Below are 17598 nucleotides of genomic sequence, written 5' to 3' on the forward strand. Positions count from 1 at the left end.
TGACACGATTCCACACTCGCTCCCGAATTTAACATCTGGAATTCCTACGACTGGCCAGGTATAATGTCCGATGCGGCTGGGTAAGAAACTCCTGGCGACCGACTGATGATTGGCCCGCTTTTCTCTCGCCTTCGGCAATCACCGCACGATCAAATTCTTTGACCGCTGCGTTTTTAAGTCGTCGCTATCCCCATCGTCAGGAGCAAAGACCATGAGAATCGATGAAATGCTCTCCAGCCGTCATGTTCACTTCGAATCCCTGCAGCACCGGCCTACTTTTACAGCCAATCGCATGGCACAGGTGCTGCACATTCCCGGCAAAGAGGTCGCCAAGTCTGTGCTGTTGCGTAGTGGAGGCGATTATGTGCTGGTCGTATTGCCGGCCACCCACTATGTCGACATGGAACGCATTCGCCGCCGTCTGGGTGAAGAGAATGTGGAAATGGCGAGCGAAGATGAAATCGCCCACATGTTTCCCGATTGTGAACCAGGAGCCATGCCCCCCTTCGGCAGTCTCTATGACGTTCCCACGTTGATGGACAGTTCGTTGGCGGAGGATGAAGAGATCGTCTTTGAAAACCAATCCCACGCAGAGGCGATCCGCATGCGCTTCGAGGATTACGACACCTTAGAACACCCGATCAAAGGCCGGTTTTCTTATTGAGCACTCGTTGCCTAGCGCGGGGGCGGGGTTACTTGCGATTGATCAGCGCCATCGCCTCCGCCCGGCTGGGAGGATTGGACTTAAACAGCCCGCGGACGGCGCTGGTGACAGTCAATGCGCCCGGCTTGCGGATGCCGCGGATCGACATACAGGTATGCTCCGCTTCCAAGACCACGACCACCCCTTTGGCGTCGAGCTCGTTGTTGAGCAAATCGGCGATTTGATGCGTCATCCGTTCTTGCACCTGCGGTTTTCGGGAAATCTCGTCCACCACACGGGCTAACTTGCTCAGCCCGGCGACACGGCCGTTGGGTAGATAGCCAACGTGGGCGACTCCCAAAAATGGCAGCAGATGATGTTCGCAGGTGCTGTTGAAAGTAATGTCGCGAACCAGCACGAGTTCGTCGTACTTTTCCTCGAAGACCTTCTCCAGATGCCGCCCCGGTTCGGAATGCAGACCGGAAAACAGCTCCTTATACATGCGTGCCACACGGGCGGGCGTTTCGAGTAGCCCGTCCCGGTCGGGATCTTCTCCGACTGCGAGTAAAATTTCGCGCACCGCGCGCTCAATACGAGGCAAATCAACAGGTCCGTGTTCCATGAATCGACCGTCTGGGAGGCAAAAATGTGTGAGAGAAAAGCAACGGGATTCTACGTGTTGCCCCAGCGACGGTCAATCATCGGCGATTGAAACCTCAAACCTCAATGACGTCACAGTGGACCATCCCTAGCCAAACCGATCAATTCACGCTGAATTGTGGATTCGCTGACTGCTCGATCGTGGCTTCCCTTTGTCCGCGGAGCAATTCGCGCAATTGGGCGAGCAACAAATCGCTGCGCAGGTCGACATTCGGTTCTGCCAACATTGATTGTTTGTGGGAAGGTGCAAGGGGTAATTGGTCGGCAAGCTGGTCACACAACTCACCCAAGGTAAGCTGGTCGCCTGCCCACAGTTGGAACAGATCGTTGCGCAGGATGTGCGGAAACAACTCGCGAAATGCAGCCAACAATTCCTCATGGCGACGGTGACGATCGATGACGGGTGTCATGGCGTAGTGATCGGGCCGCGCGGTGATCGTCGCCCGCTGAGACAAGTCGTCCGCCGGATGCCGAGAATTGATCTGTGCGCGACAGACGCCCTGAATGTGAATGCAGTTCGCCGCCGGCGAAAAAAACATGGGAGTGACAATCCGCGCCACACAGACAAAATCGTCAACCGCCGAGCACAGCGAAACGGCCAACAGTCCTTGATCGCGAAGCACATCAGCCACCAGTTGCCGGAGCGGTTCTGTGGTGACGGCAATGATCTGCGACGTCCCGGGGAATAGCACGAAGTGGGGTTGCGCGAAAATCGGTAGTGTGCCGCCCATCTTGTCCACGTCATTATCCGTCGTATGCGTCATAATTCTTCAATCGATGTTGGAATCAGTATCTTCGGAATCAAAGTCCGATCGAGTTGCAAATCCGCCGAGGGATCCGTGGCTGCGCGAAGTTCCTGAAAGCAAAACCACAATTGGGCCGCCAAGGTTTCGACGTCGATGCCTTGATAATGTTTGCCGTATGGTTCGAGGTAGTTCAACGACGACCGGTGCATTTTTCGCGCGCCGCCCAGATTGCCGTTTTCGAAATGAAACAGCGACACAGCGGCATGAATCAGTCCCTGGTAGAACTGTTTCTCCGCACCGACCGTCTCAGTCCAGATTTCCTCGAGGGCATCGTGGCAGGCGAAAAACTCTTCGTCATTGAAAAGCCGTAACCCTTCCAGGTATTTTGGGGGATATTCGTGCGGCCCGTCCATAGCCTCGTGCTCCGATATGCTCAGGGGTGAGGGCTGAGGGGTTGTGCGCCGACCGGTCATTTCCATAATCCAGTCACTTCCAAATATCGAGTCTAAACGCGTTCCCCTGGCATTGTCCATGGCCGTTGTGAGGACAAGCCCGGAGAAATTATGCCCAAGTCCGAATCTACCGGCAGCGATGTTGCCCGGAAGCAACAAGGCCGCAAAATCCTGCGTGCCTTGAAGAAGAAATATCCCGTGGCTGAGTGCAGCCTGAAGCACGACAACTCCTTTCAATTGCTGGTGGCGGTGATTCTCTCAGCCCAGTGCACCGATGCACGGGTGAACATGGTCGTGCCGAAGTTGTTCGACAAGTTCCCCACCCCTGAAGCCCTGGCCGGCGCGTCGCAGAAACAGGTGGAGAAGATCATCCATTCACTGGGCTTCTTTCGCGCCAAAGCCACCAACCTGCGAGGCATGGCCAAGGCGCTTGTAGAAGAACATGACGGCGAAGTTCCTCAGACATTGGAGGAATTGACGGCATTGCCGGGTGTCGGTCGTAAAACGGCCAACGTGGTTTTGGGAAATGCATTTGACATCCCCAGCGGATTTGTCGTCGACACGCACGTCAAACGCATCAGCCGTCTGTTGGGGCTGACCAAAAAAACGAATCCCGATCAGATCGAACGGGACCTGACGCGGTTGTTGCCCAAATCGAGTTGGATCGAAACGCCGCACCGGTTGATTTTTCTGGGACGCGAAATCTGCATCGCCCGCCGTCCACAATGCCCGGAATGCCCCCTGCTCAAGTGCTGCGACCGCACCGGCTTGCCGCCGCTCAATTAAAACTGTGCGAATTCGGATCGGTCAAGACTTGGAAATCACCACCTACCTTTCGCCCATCGCTCCGTCCCACGTTTAACCCGCAACGGCGGAGCACGTCAAAATCATCTGGCGAAATTCAGGCGAATCGGATAGTTTGTAATCTCATGAAGAGCGTCATTGGAATCAACACGCTCTTGTCTGATGAAATGCACCGCCGGGGGGAGAGCGGGTAATGGATGAGACAACAGAAGAACAAGACGACAACACCTTGTCGCCCACGAAACGGTTGTTGGGAAGTCAAATTCCGCTGGAGCGAGAAACGTTACTGTTTGTAGTCGCCAGCGCGCTGGATGTGGTGATGACTTGGATATTGTTGAATAAGTACCACGCCGACGGCTTTGTCGAATCGAATCCGATCGCTAGATTTTTTCTCGATCATTGGGGCCCGCGGGGCTTAGTCTATTTCAAATTTGTGATGGTGGCCTTTGTGGCGGTTCTGTGTCAGATCATCGCGCTCAAACGCGAAGACATCGCCCGCCGCATCCTCTATTTTGCCACCGCCTTGGTCGCATGCGTCGTGATTTATAGCTTTACGTTGCTGGTCCGGTATTCCTCAGCCGTGCCGAATCCCTTTGGATAAGTCGGCGGTTTCCGACTGTAATCGGGAACACAAGGTGAGAGAGCCGCCTTCCAATTTTCGCGAACCAAGAATCACCTGCTCAACGATGCAAACAGCCTGCCCACGAACTCCATGGGCCGCTATACTTGCACCGGTCGCTTGGCCCCAATTGACCTCGCTGATATTTGAATCAATCGCATTTAGAAAGACACGTAGCCGTGCTACATTCAGTCGTGATGGCCGGTGGGAGCGGGACTCGTTTTTGGCCCCAAAGCCGCAAGACGCTGCCGAAACAACTTCTGCCATTGGCAGGTGAGACAACGATGTTGCAACAGACCAGCGCCCGCAACGCCCCGCTCATTTCGCCTGAGCAAACGTGGGTTGTTACCAACGCGGTGCAAGCTGACGCGACCGCGGCGCAATTGCCCGACGTCCCGCGTGGGAACATCCTCGTCGAACCATGCGGGCGGAATACCGCACCCTGCATCGGCTTGGCCGCTATTCACCTGTTGCGGCAAGACCCCGATGCGGTGATGTTGGTCGTGCCGGCCGATCATGTCATTCGCCCCACGGAGACCTTTCAAAAAGCGGTCCAACGCGCGACCGACGTCGTCGCGAATTCTCCCGACACCTTTGTGCTGTTTGGCGTCCCCCCCACGTTTCCGTCGACCGGATTCGGTTACATCGAACGTGGTGGATCCTTCACCGACGATGCGGACGATGCCTATCAGGTTGCTTCGTTTCGTGAAAAGCCGGACCGTGAGACAGCAACGGGATTTCTGGACGCCGGCTGCTATTACTGGAATTGTGGAATTTTCGTCTGGCGCGCCGACGCCATCTTGCGAGCCTTGGAGGCTCAACAACCCAATATCTCGCGGCGTTTGGCGACGTTGCGAGAATCGCTGGGAACGCCCGATGAAGATGCGGCACTGCACCGTGAGTTCCCGCAGATGACATCCATTTCTATCGATCATGCGGTGTTGGAACATGCCGAGAACGTAGCGGTTTTGGAAGCGCCGTTTGAATGGGATGATGTCGGGAGTTGGCACGCCTTGGAGCGGTTGCTGGGGGCTGACGAGAACCGAAACGTAATTGATGCTCCGCATTGCGGCGTCGACACAACCGGTTGCATCATTCGCTCAACGGAACAAGAACATCTGATTGGCACGATCGGCATGGAGGACTGTGTGATCGTACACACCCCCGATGCCACGTTAGTCGCCCGCAAAGATGACGAAAATGCAATCAAACAATTGGTGGCCTTGATCGAGGAACGGGGCTATGACCGCTTCCTCTGATCCCCCCACGGCAGGCACGTATCCCGTTGAGGGGCGTTTGTTGGGCATCGATTTTGGGACCAAGCGGATCGGCGTCGCTATTTCGACGCCGGAACAAACGATCGCCAGTCCGCTGGAGAATTACAACCGGCGGACAAAACCGTTGGACGGCGAGTTCCTATCAAAAATCGCCAACGAATACCGCGTGGTAGGACTTGTTATTGGCTTGCCGGTGCACATGAGCGGCGACGAAAGCGAAAAATCGCGGCAGGCCCGCAACTTCGGCAAGTGGCTGAGCCATTTAACCAAACTGCCGGTGCGCTACTGGGATGAACGGCATACGTCGTTGATCGCCGAGTTGTATCTGCACGAAGCGGATCTGTCGAACAAAAAACGCAAAGCGCGGATGGACATGGTCGCTGCCCAAATCATGCTGCAAAATTATCTCGATAGCGACGACCGCACGGCCGCCCCACAAAGTTTGTAAACCAGCGGAACTGAATCCTTGACCCCGGGAACGCGATCAAAACGATCCGCGGACAGCCATGACAGACACTGATGATAATACGATCCGCCTGGACCAATTTTTAAAATTATCCGGTGCTGCCGGAACGGGGGGACAGGCCAAGGTATTGATTCAAGCCGGACAAATCACCGTCAATGGCGAAGTCGAAACACGTCGCCGTCGCAAACTCCGCCCCGGCGACCGCGTGATTGCCGAGGGGGAAGAATACGTCATTACCTCCGACGACGAAGAATAGCGGCGCGTGACAACGCTACTGGCAAGTCTGTGACGCTTCATCGGCCGAGAGAGGTCCGCCCACCACGCCGAATTCTCGGCGCGCTTTTGGTGTTAACAGCAATCCCAACGGCATACCAACTAGGAGGAGAACTGGCATTGCGACTGTGGCAACTTGACCAATCGAAGGGTTCTCGATGATTCGACCGTCGAGAGTGACACTCATGCCTTCTGTACCGACGAGCGACGCAAAAAGCAGCGTCAAGATGATTAAAGCGACATAGAAACCCGTGATGCCGATCGTCCAATTACGGGCGGTAGCATTGTGCCGGATGAGGTGATGAGCCGCCCAGAAGAGCAGGATGAATATGAACGTGAACCTGAGGTCGAATTCGAAGACGAAGTAGTCAAAGAAAATCAGCGAGACGATCATCGAGATGATCGACAGCCAGGCAAGAACCTGGAAATAGCGACCAACGAATTTGCCGATGTCGTTGAAAGGCATAACGATCGAAATATCGGGGCAACGGAACGTCAAGACGATGCTTGGGTTTCGGACAACTTATAATTTCAAACGATATCGGATTCTAAGAGAGCAGGCTAGCCCGGTTTACCCCAAAGTGGCCCGGCCATGATTGGCTGGGGCGCGCCGCGAGAAGCACGGGTACCATGTGCGGCCGATTTGACGAATGGCACACGGCGCGGCAAACTGAATCGGTTCGAAATAATCAGTGCGGGAGTGTTTCGACGACCGGTGTGAGCCAAAATTGGGCGAATTCGTAGTACACCAAGATGCCGGTGAAATCGACAATCGCGGCCACGAGTGGGTTGGAAATGAGGGCCGGGTCCATGCCGATTTTCTTAAACACAATCGGCAGCATGGCGCCGATCATCGAGCCCCACATCACCATAATGGCCACGGTTGCCGAGACGATGATCGCCGCATCCCAGCCTTGTAGTCCCCAGGCAGGGAAAAATCCGAGCGTGGATAACACGACTGCAAACATGAGCCCCATTGCTGCTTCGCGGGCTGCGATGCGCAACCAATCCGACGGCCCCGCCTCGCCTAATGCCAGCGTACGAATGACCAGCGCCGCCGATTGCGAACCGGCGTTCCCTCCGGTGGCAATCACCAGCGCAATGAAGGTTCCCATCCATTCCACGTGTTCAGAAATCTCTTTATAACTGTCCACGACCACGGAAATTCCTTGGGCGACCGTGAACAAAAACAACAACCAAATGCCGCGTTTCCAAGTGATGGTCAAAATCGGCGTGGAGAGGTAGCTGTCCTCCAACGGTTCCACAGCACCAGCACGATGCGCGTCTTCGGTTGCCTCTTCTTGAATAACGTCGATCACGTCGTCGTGCGTGATGATGCCCACGAGGCAATTGTGGTCATCAACAACGGGGATCGCCAACAGGTCATAGCGCCCCAACATGCTGGCGACATCTTCTTGGTCATCGCTGACGTTCACCGAGATCACGTCGTGATCCATGATGTCCGCCACGATCGCTTCGGGTTTCGCGAGAATCAATTGTCGCAATGAAACAAACCCATGCAAATGCCGTTGGTCATCGAGTACGTAGACGTAATAGATCGTCTCTCGATCCGGCGCGATGCGCCGCAGCCGCCGCAAGGATTCTTCAACCGTGATTTCCTGAGGCAGCGACGCATATTCGGTCGTCATGATCGAACCGGCGCTGTTTTCCGGATACGACAGCAGCTTGCGAATGTCGCTACGCTCCGCTTGTGCGATGAGCGGCAATAACAAATCCACGTGCTTGGGATCGAGGCGTTCCAGCAGGTCAACGCGGTCGTCGGGAGCCATTTCTTCCAGCAGCGCCGACACCCGTTTGCGGTCCGTCGTGGTTACGAGGTCTTCTTGCTTAGGCAAATCGAAGAAGGTGAAAATCTGGACGCGGCTATTCACGTCGCAATGCGACAACACGCGCCAGATGTCTTCGTTACTCAGCCCTTCAATGACCTCGGCCACCACGCCCGGGTGCAAGGCGGTGCAGAATTCAATCAGGCCGGCATCGTCACCGGAATCCAACATCTCCCGCACTTCGGGCAACAGCAGTGGATTGTACATAACAAGCCTCCTCAACCCCGGTCATTGATGCCGACGGTAGAACCGTGTGCTGGCAATAGGGTGTCTCTCTACACGTTTACTCGGGAATGAACGCCGCCAAAAACCGCGACGCCCCATTCCAATCTGCTCGCAAACCAAACGGCCATCGAATCCAGCAACCTCATTCCCACCACCATACCAGCGCATTCTTTCTCGACCGGCGAGTCGTGGGGCTGGTCGATATTCACTCGCGCAGTACGAACGAAACCACATCAGTTCGGCAGCTGCCATGCACAATGGCAAGTCAGAACTGTTTGCAAAAAACCCCCCGGCGGAGTAAATCCAACGGGGGGTTCGGTGATTTCTTGTTCCTGATCGTCGCCGCTCTGCTGCACGCCCCAGTAATTCTGATCAGGGGACCAAGCAAGCAGAATGGCATTCTGGTTAGACACAGCCCTGTGCGAATGACCAGAAGGCAATATGGCTGATCAACGTTTGGAGAACTGAAAGCTTTTGCGGGCTTTTTTGTATCCGTATTTTTTGCGTTCCACCATCCGGCTATCACGTGTCAGGTAGTGTCCGGCACTCAATGTCTCGTGGAGTTCAGGATTCATCACCTGCAGGGCACGTGCCACTCCCAACATGATGGCCCCAGCTTGACCGGTCGTCCCGCCCCCTTTAACGTTGACGATCACATCGACGGAATCGGTCATGTTCGTTGCATCCAGCGGAGCACCCACTGTGTGACGATCACGTTCGACATGGAAATACTCATCCAGCGGACGGCCGTTGATGGTCACTTTTCCGTTGCCTTCACGGACCCGGACGCGGGCGACCGATGACTTCCGGCGACCTGTTCCCCAGGCCACGCCGAACTTGTCGAGGTGTCCGCGAATCACGACGGGAGCCGCAATCACTTCGGCTTCCTCACCCGCTTCGTCCGCTTCGCCTCCCAAGTTCAACCCTGCAGCTAAGGATTCAGTTTCCGTCGCCGGTTCTTCAGCGGCCGGAGTCGGCAAACCGCCACTCGGCTGGGGCGCCATTTCCTCGGTCGGCTGGGGAACCAGTCCCTCAGTCGGTTGCGGAGTCATTTCCGGAGTTTCGTTGACTTCGTCTGCCATAACAGTCTAATCGTTTATTGAGAATTGAAAGATTCAAACTTTAAACAACGAGCAAAACCTACAGGTCCAAAGGCTGTGGGTCTTGGGCTTGATGCGGGTGACTTTCACCCACATACAATTTGAGTTTGTCCAGCATACCACGACCCAATTTTGATTTGGGCAGCATGCGTCGAACCGCTTCGCGAAGAATAAATTCCGGTTTGGTTTCCAGCAACTTGGCTGCCGTTGTCACGCGGCGACCACCGGGATAACCTGAGTAGCGGTCGTACTCTTTATTCAGCATTTTATCCGTAAAGTACGGATGGGTTTCATGTGCGATGGATTGACCCGAAAAACGGACCTTTTCGGCGTTCACAACCACGACATAATCGCCGCAATCGACGTGCGGAGTGTACGTCGGCTTGTGTTTGCCCATCAAAATCGTTGCCAATTTGGACGCCAAACGCCCGACGACTTGATTGTCCGCATCAACGACGTGCCAATCTTGCTGCACGTCGATATCTTTTGCCATGTAGGTCTTTGCCACGTGTCTACTTCCCAACAACAATTTGCACCGCCATCCAAAAAACACGGTGCGAGTGACACTAATAAAGTCCGGTTGTCGACGCGTGAAACGGATTCTCGACGCCGACAGGACACGGAGCGGGGATTAAACATAACCCCCGTATTCACAATAGGTTAACACGCTGGGCAAGTGCTACAGCTGCGTCAAAAAGAACAGCAACTGGGCCGCTTGCCAGCCGTTGAGAATCGAAAGCCGCCTCAACGCCTTTCCGCGCAGCACATTAGTGACTGGCACGGAAACGTGCAAGATTAGCGACTTTCGACACTTGATTCAACGTTGAGGAGCCAAAATTCCCCGGTTCCCGACGAATCAATCCCTCAGAGCTACCCCTGGCGCGGTCCCCGTGGGAATTGCCCGACTCCCAGAGGCGGAGCGAAACTGGTTACCCGCAGCCCACTATTTCTTTGGGGCACCGCCGGACACGACTCGCTTGTTCACGTCGGTTTCCAGCACGCCGAAGGCCTGTTCGTGCCGTTGCACCGCCATCTGCAAGGCTCCCAGGAACCGTTTGGCCGTGTAGTAATTCATCACGATCCTTTGCGAAATCGGGACCGCTTCGGTCTGTCCGCCGAAAGGCTGCGGATTTAAACCGAAATCGATGATCAACTCTTCCGGCGACCCAGTCACTCGGGCGAAATTGCTGTATAGTGCGGCGATTCGTTCGGAATCGAAGCTGATTTGCGGCGCCGGCTGGCCTTTAGCATCTGTCGGATTCGCTGGGGCGCTGGCGGATTGGTCTTTGGCCATGTCTGACTCCTCAGGGGATGTTTAGGGGATAGCGCGTTACTTACTGATCGTTTTAAAACCCTCGAACGCATCACGCGGAGAATAACGAAGTCTCACCTCGAAATCAGGCGTAATCGGGCTTTGAAATGGGTTGGAAACAAGCCAAGGTAATGTGCGGCGCGGTAAGTAAATAGACAGGAGAATCCACAAGGTTGCCATTCACAGCAGCGAAGTCGCGGGCAAACCGCAAAATCGACGCTAAGGTGATTTTCAATTTCTCCAGCGGAATTCCATATTCTCGTCTCGCCATACTTTATCTCTGCCCCGCAAAACAACACAATGCCCCTAGCCGCAATTCCGACAGAAATCCGGGCAATTTCACGGCCTCCGCCTTTTTCTTCGCCCAATTTCCCACTCCGGACTTCGTGCCGCGTAGCGCTACCCCCATCGCAGCCGGGACAGGGGAGAATCTGCGGCGATTTGGCCTTAAAAACGGACGTACCCACGACAAAACAGTTTAAAAAAACCACTGACGCATCCCGCTGACATGGATCTGTAAGTTCCCAGAACACGCCCGAGCGGGTTTTGAAACTGGTTTCAGCACAAGGACGACAATCAGCCATGGCCTCCTATATCGAACGACTCAACTCGGCCATTATCGCCAAACGGGCCCCGGTGGTTGTCGGTTTGGACCCCCGCAAGGAACAATTGCCGCCGGGGTTGATGGAGTCTGCGAAGAGCGGGCACTCGCATTATTCCGATGCGACAGCCACGGCGTATGAACGGTTTTGTTTTCAGATCATCGACATTGTTGCCCCCCTGGTCCCGGCGGTAAAACCGCAAGCTGCGTTTTTCGAAGAATTGGGGCCGAGCGGTTCACTCGTGCTCGCGTCAGTCATTCGCCGCGCGCGAGAAGCAGGGCTGATAGTCATTTGCGACGCAAAGCGGGGCGACATCGGCAGTACGGCCGAAGCCTATGCCCGCGGCTATCTTGCCGGCTCGGACCGCAACGCCGCTCCCTGGTCGGCCGATTCGCTGACGGTCAATCCGTATCTCGGTCCCGACACGCTGCAGCCGTTTGTCGATGTGGCTGTTCAACGCGAAGCGGGATTGTATGTGTTGGTCCGCACTAGCAATCCCGGCGCTGCTGGATTCCAGGACTTAATCGCCGACGGACAAACGCACTATCGCCACGTGGCAGCGGCGGTTGAACAATTGGCACAAGAGACGCGCGGTGAGCAAACCTATGGCGCCGTCGGCGCCGTTGTGGGAGCCACCTATCCCCAAGAGTTGGCAGAGCTGCGGGCCGCGATGCCGCATACGCATTTCCTCATCCCCGGTTACGGCAGCCAAGGCGGGACCGCCCAAGACATTGCCGCCGCCTTCGACGCGGACGGACTCGGCGCCATCGTCAACAGCAGCCGCGGCATTATCTTTGCCTACAACAACGCGAAGTACAAAGACCAATTCGCCCCAGAGCAATGGGAGTCCGCCGTCGAAGCGGCAACACGGGACATGATCGCTGACTTAGCGGAACACACGCCGGCAGGGGCGCTGGGCGGCTGATCGGACACATTTTGCTGACAACTACGAAGAGAATGCCTAACAACTGTGGTTACTCCTAGCCTTGCGAAAGGTCACCGCAGCGAGGATACTCGAATCATCGTTCAACGGCGTAATTCCTGTCAGTCCATCTCATGGACAACGAACCACAGTCGTGCTTGTCTCTTCCCATCAAGCCGTCGCAGGATGCAATACGGTACAAGGTAGAAAGCGATCTCCTACCATGTCACTATTTAATTTCGGCAAGCGTAAGCAGCCTGAAGCGCCTCCTCCTCAACCTAGCAGCTCAAGTCCACGTGATCATCATTATGCCTTCGCCCACGTAGTGTTTCGCACTATCGCTTTAGAAAATCCTTTGGCGTGTTTAAGCACTCTCGCGTCAGAGCGGTCTCAGGAGTTTTTGCAATTCGCTTATGACGCGACGTGCGAAACATGTCAAGAGCACGGTAAGCCGGACTTTAGTGTCAATGAATTGGAAGTTCACTTGGGACGAGCAGGGAAGTACCCCTGTGCAGTCATCCAAATGCCCCCGCCGGTCGACGTGACCGAAGCGTATTTCGTGGCATTAGTCGCATTATTGGATACGACTGAGGAGACTCCTACAGAATTGGATAATGTCGAGGCGAGGTATTTCACCTTGGAAAAGGGGATGTCATTTGACGATTCTGAGCAAACCGTGTTATGTGAATGGTCAGACTCAACGCATAGTAATTACGGAAGCGGTCCTGAACCGACAGTCCCTGCATTTATCCAACAGATTATGTCGTTCATTGATCGCTAGAATCGATCTGTCACGCTGCCCGATGCGCGTAATGCGAGACTAGCGAAACAAATCTCGTAACAACGTCGCACAAGAATTTCCATGGTAAAACGACGACCTGCGGCGGACTCACATGACCACATCGACTAAGCGGTTGGGTTGGATCGTGGCGATTGCCGCTGGTGTGATTGCCTCGCTGATCACGTTTCCCGCTGCTGTGCCTTGGATGATTGCGGGGTGGTTGCTGTACTCGACCGTGTTGATCGCGAGTGGCCGTCCGGGTTGGCTTCCGTTACTGGTATGCGCGAGCATTGTGCTGGTTAAAAACGTGGACTGGCCGTCGGCCATTTATTTGTTGGCCAGCGTGATGTTGGCTGTGGGGATTTGGCGCGGCGCTGATTCCCGAAAACAGCCGCCTGTCGCGAGCAACCGCGTGGGCATTGCCGTCAGCATGATCGCCCTCTGGGGGGCCTGGCTGGCATTATCGTGGATGTGGTGGACGTCCGCACGGAGTAGCGAGATGGCACACTTGCAGGGCGAGCGTCCGGTTGTCTGCGTTGGAGATAGTCTCACCTCGTTTGGCTATCCCGACGAATTGGCTAAGTTGCTCACCATTCCGGTGATCAATCAAGGAACCGACGGTATCACCACCAGCGATGCCTTGAAGGCCTTGCCCGATTTGATCGCGGCGAATCCGCAGATTGTTGTTATCGAACTGGGCGGCCACGATTTCCTCAAAGGCAAAACGCGGGCAGCCACGAAAGCGAACCTGCAAAAAATCGTCGATGCCTGTCACGACATCGGTGCGGTAGTGATCGTGATGGAAGTCCCGCGTGGATTTATCATCGATCCGTTCGGCGGCCTGGAACGCGAGTTCACTCGGGAGAACGATCTGGAGTTGGTCTCCGACGGCGCGATTCGCAACCTTGTGCTATGGAGCCCCTACGCACCGCCCGGTCTATGGCTCGACGCGGCACGGCATTTGAGCGATGATGGATTGCATCCCAATGCGCGAGGGAATCGGTATATGGCCGCATGTGTCGCCACGGCGTTGACGCGGCTGTATGGTAAAAAGATCCGGACGACACCGTAAAAAGCACGCTGTGCGAAAGCCCTCACCCCCGACCCCTCTCCTAGGGGGAGAGGGGAGAAGTTGTTCACATGCTATTCGATAAAACTGAGGTTACGATTGATGATGTACCCCCGATTTTTAATTCTCGTCATGCTGCTCGCCTTCTCCGCGGTCCCCTCATTGGCCGACGACACGCCGCTCAAAGTCGCGCCGTTTACGGTCGATGTTACGCCGCCGATCGGTGCTCCCTTGGCGTACAATCCCATGGAACGGGCGGGGAATTCGTTGTGGCTGAAGGGGATGGTGTTTGTCACCGATGAAAAACCGGTCGTGGTGGTCGCCGTGGATTGGATTGGGATTGGGGGCGAAGGGAACACACGCTTTCGCGAAGCGATCGCTCGCGCCGTCGGCACGACGACTGAGCGGGTCACCGTGCATGCGTTGCATCAACATGATGCGCCACGTTTGGATTGGGGCACCGAAGAGATTCTGGCTGAGCAGGGACTCTCCGGCAAGATGTTCGACGTCGCCTTTGCTCGCGAAGTCATGCAAAAAACCGCAGCGGCGGCAAAAGCAGCTGTCGACAAAGCCCAACCGGTGACGCACATCGGACTGGGACAAGCCAAGGTGGAGAAGGTCGCTTCCAATCGGCGGATTTTGGGACCCGATGGCAAGGTGAAGCACATGCGGTTCACAGCTACGAAGGATCCGAAAATCCGCGCCTTTCCCGATGGGACCATCGATCCGCTTTTGAAATCGATCAGCTTTTATAACGGCGATCAATTGCTGTCCGTGATCACATATTATGCGACGCATCCGCAAAGCTATTATCGCACCGGAGCGGCCGACACCGATTTCCCCGGTATGGCGCGGATTCTACGCGAAGACGCACTGGAGGTTCCGCACATTCATTTCAATGGCGCGGGTGGGAATATCGGAGCGGGCAAATACAACGACGGCGCGCACGACAACCGCTTGCGTTTGGCGGGACGACTCGCCACCGGTATGCAGCGTGCCTTTGAAGCGACGGAAAAATTTCCCGTCACGGACGAAACTTTCGGTTGGGAGACGGTCCCGGTCTCATTGCCGCTAGCTGATCACTTGGACGAAGAGAAATTGCGAGCCACCGTCACTGATGAATCGGCAAAGCCTGCTGCGCGCGTGGCCGCCGCCCACGACCTCTCGATGCTACAGCGGACCCGCGCCGGAGCAACGATCGACATTGCCTGCCTGACCCTCGGCAAAGCCCGCGTGCTGCACATGCCGGGCGAACTGTTTGTCGAGTATCAACTCAACGCCGCCAAACTACGGCCGGACTTGTTCGTCGCCATGGCGGCCTACGGCGATTACTCGCCCGGCTACATCGGCACCGAGGAGGCTTACGGCCAAGGGGGTTACGAAACCAGCCCACGGGCGTCGAACACGGCCCCGGAGGTGGAGGGGGTATTGATGGGGGCGGTGCGGAAGTTGTTGGGGGTGGAATGAGATGGTGCTGCACAGCCAGTCGAGTCATGGGTGTGGTTTGCGTTTTTACGGTATCGAACCGGAACCGGATAATCATGTTGTCGTTACGCAATGGCTAACCGTGCTGTATGTCCCGCTGCTCCCTTTGCGCCGGGCACGATGCCTCTATCTTGGCGGAGCAGACGCGCACGATGAAGACAATAGTAGCTACCAACTCATCGTCGCAGAAAAACTCCCACTGTCGATTTCGTCGATCGTTTCGACATATCTCTGGAGTTTCCTGACGCTCATTGTCGCCGTTGGACCTGTTGCGTACATGATCCATTTGGGATTCGCAAATAGGGCGCCAAACCCATTAGATTCCGCGATTACTCTCGGTTGCACCATATGGATGTTAGTAGTCATTGGGTTCTCTGTTTTCCGACAATGGCAGTTACTGGATTCAGCGCTAACACCTGAAAGGGCTGATATGATCGAACAACAGTCCAAAGAGGAGACCGAACACCGAAATGCGATATGGCGAGAATCTCATGTCCTGCCAGAATCTGTTTATTGGTGCACTGCCGCAATCGGAGGATTAGGAGGCGGTGTCATAGTGGATTTGCTTGGAGGCAATAAGCGTAATTTGTTTATAAAAATAACAGACTTCCTGTTCGTTTGCATTTTCACGTGCACTTTACTCGCCAGTGTATGGAGCATCGATCGGGTTTTGATAAAAAAACGCCAACGAAACCGCATGGATGAATAACCGGGGCCGCGGTGTGAGTGACGTGCAAACAACAAAGAAACAAAAAGAGCGTTCGCGGATTTCCCCGCGAACGCTCTTGTTTACATGCCGACAGAATCACCCGATTATTTCTTGGGGGGGAATTCCGCTTCGTAGGCCAAGCTTTTGATGAAGTGCTCGGCGGCGACGTAGGTCATCGGTTGCAAGGATTTGATCATGCCCCGCAATGTCGCATGCATTTCTTTGCAAGCGTTTTGGATTTCGCCATAGCTGTCGGAATCGACACCCGAATTTCCCGGAGTGCGCTCATCGAACAGGTGATCGATTTTGTTCCGCGACTTGGTGAAGGCTTTGTCCCTCAACAGCGGCGGCCAATGGATCAAGCTGTTGGACGGGTTGTACTGTGCTGGATCCAGACGTCCTGGTTGGGCGTCTTTGGCGAGCTTATCAATCTCTTCCTGAGTGATTTGCGGTCCTTCGTGTTCCTTCATGTACTTATCGTGGACATCCTTGTTGGCGTAGTAGCTGTTGACCGCATAGTTGTGGTTTTGCATGGACTGATGGGCCGTTTTAGCGTAGATCTGCGCTGATTGAGCGGTATCGAGCCGGGCTTGGCCGAGTCCCTGTGCCGCTTGGCCGATCCCATAACCGGTCGAACCGCCGGCGGTCATTCCCCCATATCCACCGTACCCGCCATAGCCCAAGCCATACCCCCCGCCATAGTAATGGTGGCCGTAGTTGAAGTGGTTATGGATGGTGGAAGCTCCCCCAACGCCGCGCTCCCCATCAACACGGACTTGCCCGGTCGCATAGGTTCCGAAGGCAATCACAGCGATGGCGGCTAACATGAACGAAGATTTTTTGTGTCGAATGGGATTCATCAAAGTGTTCCTGATCAAGGTGTCCGAAATTGAGCCGCAAGCGAGCGTCTCAGGCCTCACTGAAAAAATTGACGCAAAACGGCGTTGTGTCTTGTGGATACCACTCGTGAAGTTGATGGTATTCGAAGCATCCGTGCTGCCCTGAAGTTGCCGACCCTGGAGCATTGCCCACGCAATCCGCCCCGGTCCATAGCGACTTTCCATATCAATTGGAACAAATACGCTTAGCACACGCAAGGATTTTTTGAATCAACCGTCCCGAATTCCCCCAGTCCAGCGGCATATCCGGCACCAGACTGATGATCACCGCAAGGTCGGTGGCTGTTTGGTCTTGGGGTGGGAAAGTGCATGTGATTCACCGAACAGCGACGAGGCGCTCATCGGACATTAAGAAGAACAAGCTGCTCAGGTGGCATCCCACGACGGCATAAAAAGTGAGACGTAACCAAAGGGCATCCAAATCTGCGAATTCGGCCGAAATTGATGCGAGCACAGCGATCAAAATTGAGTTCACGTGCAACACACTCCCTGACATTGGGAAATGTTCGAACAGAAAATTCCGGATCAAGAAACCGAGCAAAACGGCCCCTAAAAGGACTGGTAAGGTGTAAACCCAACCACCAGTTTGGATTTCGCCCCACATTGTTATGACGATTAGCGAACTAATCAAAGTCGTAACGAGCCCGCCCAAAATCCCAACATTTCGCCAGAAGCGAATAATTCGTTGCATCGAAGAAAGTTTTCCA

22 protein-coding genes are annotated in these 17598 nt (G+C 55.1%); 11 read left to right on the top strand and 11 right to left on the bottom strand.

Annotation, left to right across the window (positions count from 1 at the left end; genetic code table 11):
* Positions 1-211 precede the first annotated feature (211 nt).
* Complete coding sequence (locus CA54_RS05640) at positions 212-664, top strand: aminoacyl-tRNA deacylase (RefSeq protein WP_146369856.1); 453 nt, start codon at positions 212-214, stop codon at positions 662-664.
* A gap of 28 nt (positions 665-692) precedes the next feature.
* Here the strand turns inward: CA54_RS05640 and folE are convergent, their stop codons facing one another.
* The 3 genes from folE to CA54_RS05655 all read right to left on the bottom strand — a co-directional run bounded on the left by folE (position 693) and on the right by CA54_RS05655 (position 2462).
* Positions 693-1265, bottom strand: a complete 573-nt coding sequence (gene folE / locus CA54_RS05645) for a GTP cyclohydrolase I FolE (protein WP_146369857.1) — start codon at positions 1263-1265, stop codon at positions 693-695.
* 139 nt (positions 1266-1404) lie between these two features.
* The gene (locus CA54_RS05650) at positions 1405-2067 is read right to left on the bottom strand and encodes an LON peptidase substrate-binding domain-containing protein (protein ID WP_146369858.1); all 663 of its coding nucleotides are present in this window, start codon (positions 2065-2067) and stop codon (positions 1405-1407) included.
* A complete protein-coding gene (locus CA54_RS05655; protein WP_197532222.1) occupies positions 2064-2462 on the bottom strand; it encodes a DUF309 domain-containing protein in 399 nt (132 codons plus the stop codon). The genes CA54_RS05650 and CA54_RS05655 overlap by 4 nt, the downstream gene beginning before the upstream one ends.
* 150 nt (positions 2463-2612) lie before the next feature.
* Here CA54_RS05655 and nth point away from each other — a divergent pair, with 150 nt between their 5' ends.
* The 5 genes from nth (at position 2613) to CA54_RS05680 (ending at position 5923) form a co-directional block, all read left to right on the top strand.
* Positions 2613-3287: an endonuclease III gene (gene nth / locus CA54_RS05660; RefSeq protein WP_146369860.1), complete on the top strand. Its 675-nt coding sequence runs from the start codon at positions 2613-2615 to the stop codon at positions 3285-3287.
* 211 nt (positions 3288-3498) lie between these two features.
* Positions 3499-3906 carry a DUF5658 family protein gene (locus CA54_RS05665; RefSeq protein ID WP_231962975.1) on the top strand — a complete coding sequence of 136 codons (408 nt, stop codon included), beginning with the start codon at positions 3499-3501 and terminating at the stop codon, positions 3904-3906.
* A 197-nt stretch (positions 3907-4103) separates the two neighbouring features.
* Positions 4104-5183, top strand: a complete 1080-nt coding sequence (locus CA54_RS05670) for a mannose-1-phosphate guanylyltransferase (RefSeq protein ID WP_146369861.1) — start codon at positions 4104-4106, stop codon at positions 5181-5183.
* Complete coding sequence (ruvX, locus tag CA54_RS05675; protein ID WP_146369862.1) at positions 5167-5649, top strand: Holliday junction resolvase RuvX; 483 nt, start codon at positions 5167-5169, stop codon at positions 5647-5649. Before CA54_RS05670 ends, ruvX begins: the two co-directional genes overlap by 17 nt.
* A 58-nt stretch (positions 5650-5707) precedes the next feature.
* Positions 5708-5923, top strand: coding sequence for an RNA-binding S4 domain-containing protein (locus CA54_RS05680; RefSeq protein WP_146369863.1), 216 nt, complete (start codon positions 5708-5710; stop codon positions 5921-5923).
* A gap of 15 nt (positions 5924-5938) precedes the next feature.
* On the opposite strand, the gene CA54_RS05685 is transcribed toward CA54_RS05680, so the two are convergent.
* The 6 genes from CA54_RS05685 to CA54_RS05710 form a co-directional block, all read right to left on the bottom strand.
* Positions 5939-6406, bottom strand: coding sequence for a hypothetical protein (locus CA54_RS05685; RefSeq protein WP_146369864.1), 468 nt, complete (start codon positions 6404-6406; stop codon positions 5939-5941).
* Between the two features lie 223 nt (positions 6407-6629).
* Positions 6630-7994 (bottom strand): magnesium transporter, encoded by a 1365-nt coding sequence (mgtE, locus tag CA54_RS05690; protein ID WP_146369865.1) that lies wholly within the window; start codon positions 7992-7994, stop codon positions 6630-6632.
* Between the two features lie 467 nt (positions 7995-8461).
* Positions 8462-9016, bottom strand: a complete 555-nt coding sequence (rpsI, locus tag CA54_RS05695) for a 30S ribosomal protein S9 (RefSeq protein WP_146372285.1) — start codon at positions 9014-9016, stop codon at positions 8462-8464.
* A 136-nt stretch (positions 9017-9152) separates the two neighbouring features.
* Positions 9153-9605 (bottom strand): 50S ribosomal protein L13, encoded by a 453-nt coding sequence (gene rplM, locus CA54_RS05700; protein WP_146372286.1) that lies wholly within the window; start codon positions 9603-9605, stop codon positions 9153-9155.
* 450 nt (positions 9606-10055) lie between these two features.
* The gene (locus CA54_RS05705; protein ID WP_146369866.1) at positions 10056-10406 is read right to left on the bottom strand and encodes a DUF3467 domain-containing protein; all 351 of its coding nucleotides are present in this window, start codon (positions 10404-10406) and stop codon (positions 10056-10058) included.
* Positions 10407-10509: 103 nt separating this feature from the next.
* Positions 10510-10695, bottom strand: coding sequence for a hypothetical protein (locus tag CA54_RS05710; RefSeq protein WP_146369867.1), 186 nt, complete (start codon positions 10693-10695; stop codon positions 10510-10512).
* Positions 10696-11006: 311 nt separating this feature from the next.
* On the opposite strand from CA54_RS05710, the gene pyrF reads away from it, so the two are divergent.
* The 5 genes from pyrF to CA54_RS05735 all read left to right on the top strand — a co-directional run bounded on the left by pyrF (position 11007) and on the right by CA54_RS05735 (position 15992).
* On the top strand, positions 11007-11951 hold the full coding sequence (gene pyrF, locus CA54_RS05715; RefSeq protein WP_146369868.1) for an orotidine-5'-phosphate decarboxylase: 945 nt from the start codon (positions 11007-11009) through the stop codon (positions 11949-11951).
* A gap of 481 nt (positions 11952-12432) precedes the next feature.
* On the top strand, positions 12433-12729 hold the full coding sequence (locus tag CA54_RS05720) for a hypothetical protein (RefSeq protein WP_231962977.1): 297 nt from the start codon (positions 12433-12435) through the stop codon (positions 12727-12729).
* A gap of 112 nt (positions 12730-12841) precedes the next feature.
* Positions 12842-13801 (top strand): GDSL-type esterase/lipase family protein, encoded by a 960-nt coding sequence (locus tag CA54_RS05725; RefSeq protein ID WP_146369870.1) that lies wholly within the window; start codon positions 12842-12844, stop codon positions 13799-13801.
* Positions 13802-13900: 99 nt separating this feature from the next.
* A complete protein-coding gene (locus CA54_RS05730; RefSeq protein ID WP_197532223.1) occupies positions 13901-15265 on the top strand; it encodes a hypothetical protein in 1365 nt (454 codons plus the stop codon).
* A 1-nt stretch (position 15266) separates the two neighbouring features.
* Positions 15267-15992 (top strand): hypothetical protein, encoded by a 726-nt coding sequence (locus tag CA54_RS05735; RefSeq protein WP_146369871.1) that lies wholly within the window; start codon positions 15267-15269, stop codon positions 15990-15992.
* Between the two features lie 104 nt (positions 15993-16096).
* Here the strand turns inward: CA54_RS05735 and CA54_RS05740 are convergent, their stop codons facing one another.
* The gene (locus CA54_RS05740) at positions 16097-16852 is read right to left on the bottom strand and encodes a hypothetical protein (RefSeq protein ID WP_146369872.1); all 756 of its coding nucleotides are present in this window, start codon (positions 16850-16852) and stop codon (positions 16097-16099) included.
* 355 nt (positions 16853-17207) lie between these two features.
* Positions 17208-17582 (bottom strand): hypothetical protein, encoded by a 375-nt coding sequence (locus tag CA54_RS05745; RefSeq protein WP_146369873.1) that lies wholly within the window; start codon positions 17580-17582, stop codon positions 17208-17210.
* Positions 17583-17598: the final 16 nt, after the last annotated feature.

Origin of the sequence: Symmachiella macrocystis, from assembly GCF_007860075.1 — a bacterium.
Lineage (GTDB): Bacteria > Planctomycetota > Planctomycetia > Planctomycetales > Planctomycetaceae > Symmachiella > Symmachiella macrocystis.

Coding starts and splice junctions, on each gene's coding strand:
- CA54_RS05740 (WP_146369872.1), bottom strand. CDS start 16,852: ATGAATCCCATTCGACACAAAAAATCTTCGTTCATGTTAGCCGCCATC.
- CA54_RS05725 (WP_146369870.1), top strand. CDS start 12,842: ATGACCACATCGACTAAGCGGTTGGGTTGGATCGTGGCGATTGCCGCT.
- CA54_RS05650 (WP_146369858.1), bottom strand. CDS start 2,067: ATGACGCATACGACGGATAATGACGTGGACAAGATGGGCGGCACACTA.
- ruvX (WP_146369862.1), top strand. CDS start 5,167: ATGACCGCTTCCTCTGATCCCCCCACGGCAGGCACGTATCCCGTTGAG.
- CA54_RS05685 (WP_146369864.1), bottom strand. CDS start 6,406: ATGCCTTTCAACGACATCGGCAAATTCGTTGGTCGCTATTTCCAGGTT.
- CA54_RS05680 (WP_146369863.1), top strand. CDS start 5,708: ATGACAGACACTGATGATAATACGATCCGCCTGGACCAATTTTTAAAA.
- CA54_RS05640 (WP_146369856.1), top strand. CDS start 212: ATGAGAATCGATGAAATGCTCTCCAGCCGTCATGTTCACTTCGAATCC.
- CA54_RS05705 (WP_146369866.1), bottom strand. CDS start 10,406: ATGGCCAAAGACCAATCCGCCAGCGCCCCAGCGAATCCGACAGATGCT.
- folE (WP_146369857.1), bottom strand. CDS start 1,265: ATGGAACACGGACCTGTTGATTTGCCTCGTATTGAGCGCGCGGTGCGC.
- rplM (WP_146372286.1), bottom strand. CDS start 9,605: ATGGCAAAAGATATCGACGTGCAGCAAGATTGGCACGTCGTTGATGCG.
- CA54_RS05655 (WP_197532222.1), bottom strand. CDS start 2,462: ATGGACGGGCCGCACGAATATCCCCCAAAATACCTGGAAGGGTTACGG.
- CA54_RS05665 (WP_231962975.1), top strand. CDS start 3,499: ATGGATGAGACAACAGAAGAACAAGACGACAACACCTTGTCGCCCACG.
- CA54_RS05730 (WP_197532223.1), top strand. CDS start 13,901: ATGATGTACCCCCGATTTTTAATTCTCGTCATGCTGCTCGCCTTCTCC.
- CA54_RS05745 (WP_146369873.1), bottom strand. CDS start 17,582: ATGCAACGAATTATTCGCTTCTGGCGAAATGTTGGGATTTTGGGCGGG.
- CA54_RS05735 (WP_146369871.1), top strand. CDS start 15,267: ATGGTGCTGCACAGCCAGTCGAGTCATGGGTGTGGTTTGCGTTTTTAC.
- CA54_RS05710 (WP_146369867.1), bottom strand. CDS start 10,695: ATGGCGAGACGAGAATATGGAATTCCGCTGGAGAAATTGAAAATCACC.
- mgtE (WP_146369865.1), bottom strand. CDS start 7,994: ATGTACAATCCACTGCTGTTGCCCGAAGTGCGGGAGATGTTGGATTCC.
- pyrF (WP_146369868.1), top strand. CDS start 11,007: ATGGCCTCCTATATCGAACGACTCAACTCGGCCATTATCGCCAAACGG.
- nth (WP_146369860.1), top strand. CDS start 2,613: ATGCCCAAGTCCGAATCTACCGGCAGCGATGTTGCCCGGAAGCAACAA.
- rpsI (WP_146372285.1), bottom strand. CDS start 9,016: ATGGCGCCCCAGCCGAGTGGCGGTTTGCCGACTCCGGCCGCTGAAGAA.